Annotated in this window: 6 protein-coding genes; 4 read left to right on the forward strand and 2 right to left on the reverse strand. The window is 53.0% G+C overall.

All coding sequences use genetic code 11. The annotated features are described in order from the left end of the window. Positions 1-151 precede the first annotated feature (151 nt). Both gppA and rhlB read right to left on the reverse strand, forming a co-directional pair. Positions 152-1,636 carry a guanosine-5'-triphosphate,3'-diphosphate diphosphatase gene (gppA, locus tag H7A81_RS11950; RefSeq protein WP_097118507.1) on the reverse strand — a complete coding sequence of 495 codons (1,485 nt, stop codon included), beginning with the start codon at positions 1,634-1,636 and terminating at the stop codon, positions 152-154. A 7-nt stretch (positions 1,637-1,643) separates the two neighbouring features. Then, entirely contained in the window at positions 1,644-2,939 is a 1,296-nt protein-coding gene (rhlB, locus tag H7A81_RS11955; protein WP_166933238.1) for an ATP-dependent RNA helicase RhlB, read from the reverse strand. A 116-nt stretch (positions 2,940-3,055) separates the two neighbouring features. Between rhlB and trxA the strand changes: the two genes are divergently transcribed. From trxA to H7A81_RS11975, 4 genes are all read left to right on the forward strand, one after another. Next, the gene (trxA, locus tag H7A81_RS11960) at positions 3,056-3,388 is read left to right on the forward strand and encodes a thioredoxin TrxA (RefSeq protein WP_003851963.1); all 333 of its coding nucleotides are present in this window, start codon (positions 3,056-3,058) and stop codon (positions 3,386-3,388) included. 343 nt (positions 3,389-3,731) lie between these two features. Continuing rightward, complete coding sequence (rho, locus tag H7A81_RS11965) at positions 3,732-4,991, forward strand: transcription termination factor Rho (protein WP_034827837.1); 1,260 nt, start codon at positions 3,732-3,734, stop codon at positions 4,989-4,991. Between the two features lie 278 nt (positions 4,992-5,269). Further along, positions 5,270-6,346 carry a UDP-N-acetylglucosamine--undecaprenyl-phosphate N-acetylglucosaminephosphotransferase gene (gene wecA, locus H7A81_RS11970; protein ID WP_034827962.1) on the forward strand — a complete coding sequence of 359 codons (1,077 nt, stop codon included), beginning with the start codon at positions 5,270-5,272 and terminating at the stop codon, positions 6,344-6,346. Between the two features lie 36 nt (positions 6,347-6,382). Further along, positions 6,383-6,872: Wzz/FepE/Etk N-terminal domain-containing protein (locus H7A81_RS11975; protein ID WP_255478947.1), on the forward strand; the 490-nt coding region annotated here is incomplete at its 3' end.

Below are 6,872 nucleotides of genomic sequence, written 5' to 3' on the forward strand. Positions count from 1 at the left end.
GCCGTTCGTTCAGGCCAGGCCTGTAGCGAGAACCGTTGCGAGCGTAGCGGAGGCAAGACGAAAAGTTCCCGGCAAAGCGGAGTTCACATGCCGTCAATGAGCATTTGACGGGAGCTTTTCAACGCAGCATCAGCAAGCGCAGCAGGTTTAATTAAGAGATAGTCAGCAACCAGTGCACATAAGACTGGTAATGACTCTCTTGTTCCAGCAACTCGGCACGCAGCGGATGCGCATCCAGCCAGCCAGCAGGGAGTGTCAGGTGCAGCGCATCATCATCCGCCTGTAAACGAACCGCAGGCAGCGTGTCATCGCGACGACGGCTGGAGAAAATAATCGCCAGACGCAGTAAACGGCTTAAGCGTTCCGCCATACGTGGTGGCACAGCGTTCTGCTGCGTCAGTAAAGCGAGATCGATACTGCCACTCTGATTCTGCAGCAGGCAGGCGAGCATTTTTTTCTGTGCGGGCGTAAAACCAGGAAGATCGAGATGGCGAATCAGGTAAGCGGCGTGCTGGGGTGCCTGGCGGAAATCGACGCTCAGGCCTATTTCGTGAATTGAACAGGCGCTCAGCAGCAGATCGCGACATCGGTTATCCAGTTTCCAGACAGTGCTCACCTGGCGGAAAAAGCTTTCTGCCAGCTGACGCACGCGGCTTGCCTGCTCCACATCGATAGAGAAGCGGCGCTGGACGTTTTGCAACGTGCGGCTACGAATGTCGCGGTCAATCGGCAGATGCAGCATGCCGTACACCAACCCCTCACGCAGTGCGCCACCGGCCAGCGTCATGCTGTCGATGCTTAGTTCATGGAAGATAGCGATCAGAATCGACAGGCCGCTGGGGAATACCAGCGCGCGCTCGAGTGTCAATCCTTCGATTTCCAGCTCTTCCAGCTTGCCGCACTGAATCGCACGCTGTTTTAGCTGCTGCAGCTTGCTCAGGGTGATGCGTTCATCCATGCCCTGCGCAACCATAATTTCCTGCAGTGCCTGCACGGTGCCAGAAGCACCGACGCAGATCTGCCAGCCTTTTTCGCGCAGTGCCGCCGCGACTGGACGAATCATGTCGCGGGCCGCTAATTCAGCCTGCTCGAAATTCTCTTTCGCCAGGTGACGATCGCCAAAGTAGCGTTCCAGCCAGGTGACGCAACCCATCGACAAACTAAACAACGTGGTCGCGTGCGAACCCTCGCCGGTGACCAGCTCGGTGCTGCCGCCGCCGATATCCACCACCAGGCGCTGATCGGAGCCTCCGGTAGTGTGGGCAACACCTTGATAAATCAGGCGTGCTTCTTCCTCGCCGCTGATGACATTCACCGGGCAGCCAAGAATTTCTTCGGCGTGAGTCAGGAAGTCCTGGGCATTTTCAGCAATACGCAGCGTAGCCGTGGCGACCACACGGATTTGCTCGGGGGGAATATCTTGCAGCTGTTCAGAGAAGAGTTTCAGACATTGCCAGCCACGCTGCATCGCCTCGGCGGAGAGGTGATTGGCTTTGTCCAGACCGGCAGCCAGACGTACCTTACGCTTTATACGCGCAATGGTCTGAATACTGCCGGACACTTCGCGCACCACCAACATATGAAAGCTGTTAGAGCCTAAATCAATCGCAGCATAAAGTGACGATGCGCTCAGCATGGTGTGCTTAACTCGAACGTTTACGGTTGTTATTGCGCGGCGCACCGCTACGACGGTTGCTGTTGTTCCCGCCACGGCGTGGGCCGTTTCCAGAACGGCTGCGCTGCAGACGTTTCGGCGGAGGCAGCTCACTCATCAGTGCTTCACTGCTGTACTTACTCACCGGAATACCGTGACCAATGTACTCTTCAATCGCTGGCAGGTTCAGTGCGTACTCTTCGCACGCCAGGCTGATGGAGTGTCCGCTGGCACCCGCGCGGCCGGTACGACCGATGCGATGCACGTAGTCTTCACGGTCGTCAGGCAGATCGTAGTTGAACACGTGGGTCACTGCAGGAATGTGCAGACCTCGCGCCGCAACGTCAGTCGCGACCAGAATATCCACATCACCTTTGGTGAAGTCATCCAGAATACGCAGACGTTTTTTCTGTGCCACATCGCCCGTCAGCAGACCTACACGGTGACCGTCCGCGGCCAGATGGCCCCAGATATCTTCACAGCGGTGTTTGGTGTTGGCGAAGATGATGGCGCGGTCGGGCCACTCTTCTTCGATCAAGGTTTGCAGCAGACGCATCTTCTCTTCATTCGAAGGGTAGAAAAGTTCTTCTTTGATGCGGTGGCCGGTTTTCTGCTCCGGTTCCACTTCCACGTATTCAGCGTTGTTCATATGTTCGAACGCCAGTTCACGTACGCGGTAAGAGAGGGTCGCCGAGAACAACATGCTCAGACGCTGGGTGGCCGGCGGCATGCGGCGGAACAACCAACGGATATCTTTAATAAAGCCAAGATCGAACATGCGATCGGCTTCATCCAGAACCACGACCTGAATGGCGCCGAGGTTGATGTGATTTTGTTTCGCATAGTCGATGAGGCGACCGGTGGTGCCCACCAGGATATCGACGCCATCGGCCAACACTTTCAGCTGTTTGTCGTAGCCGTCACCGCCATAAGCCAGACCCAGTTTCAGACCCGTGAGTTTCGACAGTGGCTCTGCATCGGCATGGATCTGCACAGCAAGTTCACGCGTCGGGGCCATGATCAGCGCACGTGGCTGATTAATCTGGCGGCCTTCAGCGGCTGGATGAGAAAGAAGATGATGAAACGTTGACGTCAGGAACGCCATCGTTTTGCCGGTACCGGTTTGCGCCTGACCCGCAACATCACGCCCTGAAAGCGCAAAAGGCAGTGCCAACGCCTGAATAGGCGTGCAGTTAGAAAAGCCTTTGGTATCAAGGGCTTCAACCACCTGTGGGTGCAGGGCGAAGTCGGAAAACTTCTGTTCAGTTAAGTGTGTTTTGCTCATAGTGTGGTAGAATATCAGCTTACTAGCGCTTTACGAAAGCGTATCCGATGAAATAAAGTCAACCTACGTTGGTATATTTTACGCCAATTCGCCAGGCACAATCTTTGGAGTTAAACATGAGCAGCGATAAAATCGTTCACTTGACCGATGACAGTTTCGACACTGACGTGCTGAAAGCCGACGGTGTCACTCTGGTAGATTTCTGGGCTGAATGGTGTGGTCCTTGCAAAATGATCGCCCCAATTCTCGACGAAGTCGCAGAAGAGTACGACGGTAAGCTTACCATCGCCAAGTTGAACATTGATGACAACCCGGGCACTGCGCCTAAATATGGCATTCGTGGTATCCCGACACTGCTGCTGTTCAAGAACGGTGAAGTGGCTGCGACCAAAGTAGGCGCCTTGTCTAAAGGCCAGCTGAAAGAGTTCCTGAACGCCAACCTGGCCTAAGCCCGGCGCGGTGTTGTTCAGCAGTGGTGAATTTTTTCGCCACTGCTGGACGTCTCCCTTCAGGCGTGTTAAGTTGACCTCACTGCATTACGCACTTACCTTGTAGTTTGCATCTAAAGTTTTCCCTTGTCAGACCCTGCTCGCATTGAACGTTATCGTGGTTTGGCAATCTGATGACTAGCACATTCGGCATCACCTTTCGACCATCTCTTCGTTTCCTATCGCCACATCAGACGATAATCGTCGAGCAGAGTTGAAAAAGAGCCATTAACGGCATGGAATTTTTGCCATACCACCCACGACAATCATTTCGAGAATTACCCCGAGTTTAAGAACCCTCACTATGAATCTTACCGAATTAAAGAACACGCCGGTTTCTGAGCTGATTACCCTCGGCGAAAATATGGGTCTGGAAAACCAGGCACGTATGCGTAAACAGGATATTATTTTCTCTATCCTTAAACAGCATGCGAAAAGTGGCGAAGACATCTTTGGTGATGGTGTGCTGGAGATATTGCAGGACGGATTTGGTTTCCTCCGCTCTGGAGACAGCTCCTACCTCGCCGGTCCCGATGATATCTACGTTTCTCCCAGCCAAATCCGCCGCTTCAACCTCCGCACTGGTGACACCATTTCTGGTAAAATTCGCCCGCCAAAAGAGGGTGAACGTTACTTTGCGCTGTTGAAAGTTAACGAAGTTAACTACGACAAGCCGGAAAACGCGCGTAATAAGATTCTGTTCGAAAACCTCACGCCACTGCACGCAAACAATCGTCTGCGTATGGAGCGCGGTAATGGCTCAACCGAAGATTTGACCGCTCGCGTACTGGATCTGGCATCGCCGATCGGTCGCGGTCAGCGTGGTCTGATCGTGGCGCCACCGAAAGCCGGTAAAACCATGCTGCTGCAGAACATCGCACAGAGCATTGCGTACAACTATCCGGATTGCGTGCTGATGGTGCTGCTGATTGACGAGCGTCCGGAAGAAGTGACCGAGATGCAGCGTCTGGTGAAAGGCGAAGTCATCGCATCCACCTTCGACGAACCGGCTTCACGCCACGTTCAGGTCGCTGAGATGGTGATCGAGAAGGCCAAGCGCCTGGTCGAGCACAAGAAAGACGTGATTATCCTGCTTGACTCCATCACCCGTCTGGCGCGTGCTTACAACACCGTGGTACCGGCTTCCGGTAAAGTGTTGACCGGTGGTGTGGACGCCAACGCCCTGCATCGTCCGAAGCGTTTCTTCGGTGCAGCACGTAACGTGGAAGAGGGCGGCAGCCTGACCATCATCGCGACTGCGCTGGTTGATACCGGTTCGAAGATGGACGAAGTGATTTACGAAGAATTTAAAGGTACAGGTAACATGGAACTGCACCTGTCGCGTAAAATTGCTGAAAAACGTGTCTTCCCAGCGATTGATTACAACCGCTCCGGTACCCGTAAAGAAGAACTCCTCACCACGCAGGAAGAGCTGCAGAAAATGTGGATCCTGCGCAAAATCATCCATCCAATGGGTGAAATTGACGCGATGGAGTTCCTCATCAATAAGCTGGCGATGACCAAAACCAACGACGAATTCTTCGATATGATGAAGCGTTCGTAAGTTGGCGAAATTGAATCGCTAAGCGAAGCGATTCTTTCGCACAATTTGCCAGGATTTATTGCTAACGCCACGTCTTAACGTGGCGTTTTTCATTTATGGGCATTAGGATTAGCCCAGTCAGGAAGCAATATGATGATTGTGCCAGAAAAGTGCTGGTTTTTTCAGCAATCAGACTTTTCGCAGGCAGAATTCGGACAAAGGATATACGGCAATGGCAAGAATCTTGCTTATTGTTGTCGATGATTTTAGCTGAGAGCGTTAACGTGAATTTACTCACTATGAGTACTGAGCTGGGTTTTGTTTTTCTGTTTACTTTAGTGTTCCTATTTTTTGCCCGTAAAGCCGCTAAAAAAATTGGGCTGGTAGACACACCTAATTCAAGAAAACGACACCATGGCGCCATTCCGTTAGTGGGTGGGATCTCCGTTTATGCGGGGATTTGCTTTGCTTTCGCTATTTCAGATTATTATTTACCCCATGCGGCACTCTATTTAAGTTGCGCAGGGGTGCTGGTGCTGGTGGGTGCACTGGACGATCGGTTCGATATCAGCGTTAAAATCCGCGCATTAGTACAAGCGGCGGTGGCCATCGTGATGATGGTCGGCTCAAAACTGTATCTGCTGAGCCTCGGATTTATCATTGGTCCGGTGGAATTGGTTGTTGGGCCATTTGGCTACGTACTTACACTGTTCGCCGTTTGGGCGGCCATTAACGCCTTTAACATGGTGGATGGCATTGATGGCTTACTGGGTGGGCTGGCCAGTGTGACCTTTGCCGCCATGGGTATCATCCTCTTTTTCGACGGGCAAACCAGTCTTGCGATGTGGTGTTTCGCCATGATCGCCGCCACCATCCCCTATATTTTACTCAATCTGGGTCTGATTGGTCGCCGCTACAAAGTGTTTATGGGCGACGCCGGCAGCACCATGATTGGCTTCACCATTATCTGGATCCTGCTGGAAACAACCCAGGGTCTGAGCCATCCGATTACGCCGGTCACGGCACTGTGGCTGATCGCCATTCCGCTGATGGACATGGTGGCGATTATGTATCGCCGCCTGCGTAAGGGGATGAGTCCGTTTTCAGCTGACCGCCAGCACATTCACCATTTGATCATGCGTGCCGGTTTCACTTCGCGTCAGGCCTTTGTGCTGATTACCGTGGCTGCAGCGCTGTTGGCCGGTATTGGTGTGCTGGGCGAATACCTTGCCTTCATCCCCGAGTGGGTGATGCTGGTGCTGTTCCTGATGGCCTTTTTCCTTTACGGCTATTGCCTGAAACATGCCTGGCGTGTGGCGCGCAAAATCCGTCGTATTAAACGCCGCTGGCAAAGCAGTGGCGAAGATAAAAAATAAATTACCCCGATCAGTACCCCGATAAGGACTTTTGTTATGACCTCTGTCGTTGTGGAGAACGAACTGGATGTGCGCGGCCTTGGCTGCACGCTGTGGCGCGGTAAGCGCTGGATTATCGGCTTTGCGCTGCTGTTTGCCTTATTGGCTTGGCTCGCCTCGATGCTGATGAAGCAAGCCTGGAGCACCACCGCCGTTACCGATCGTCCAACGGTTAACATGCTGGGTGACTTCTTCGTGCAGCAGCAATTCCTCAATAACCTCGATGTGCGTAACAACACGCTCAATCTCAACACACCCGCCCCAACAGTGATGGATGAGGTCTATCAGGAGTTCACTATGCAGTTGGCCTCCTGGGACACGCGCCGTGATTTCTGGCAGCAGACCGATTACTTTAAAAGCCGCAAAAGTGGCAACGCGCATAACGATGCCGCACTGCTGGATGATTTGATTACCAATATCCAGTTCACACCAGCGGATGCGGCGCATAACACGCTGGATAACATTAAGCTGATTGCCGAAACCGCTG

It is taken from the genome of Pantoea sp. ME81 (genome assembly GCF_903970985.1).
GTDB lineage: Bacteria > Pseudomonadota > Gammaproteobacteria > Enterobacterales > Enterobacteriaceae > Pantoea > Pantoea communis.

What these genes read in the sequence shown, in the direction of transcription:
- gppA (WP_097118507.1), bottom strand. Translation starts at nt 1,636, where the DNA reads ATGCTGAGCGCATCGTCACTTTATGCTGCGATTGATTTAGGCTCTAAC.
- rhlB (WP_166933238.1), bottom strand. Translation starts at nt 2,939, where the DNA reads ATGAGCAAAACACACTTAACTGAACAGAAGTTTTCCGACTTCGCCCTG.
- trxA (WP_003851963.1), top strand. Translation starts at nt 3,056, where the DNA reads ATGAGCAGCGATAAAATCGTTCACTTGACCGATGACAGTTTCGACACT.
- rho (WP_034827837.1), top strand. Translation starts at nt 3,732, where the DNA reads ATGAATCTTACCGAATTAAAGAACACGCCGGTTTCTGAGCTGATTACC.
- wecA (WP_034827962.1), top strand. Translation starts at nt 5,270, where the DNA reads ATGAGTACTGAGCTGGGTTTTGTTTTTCTGTTTACTTTAGTGTTCCTA.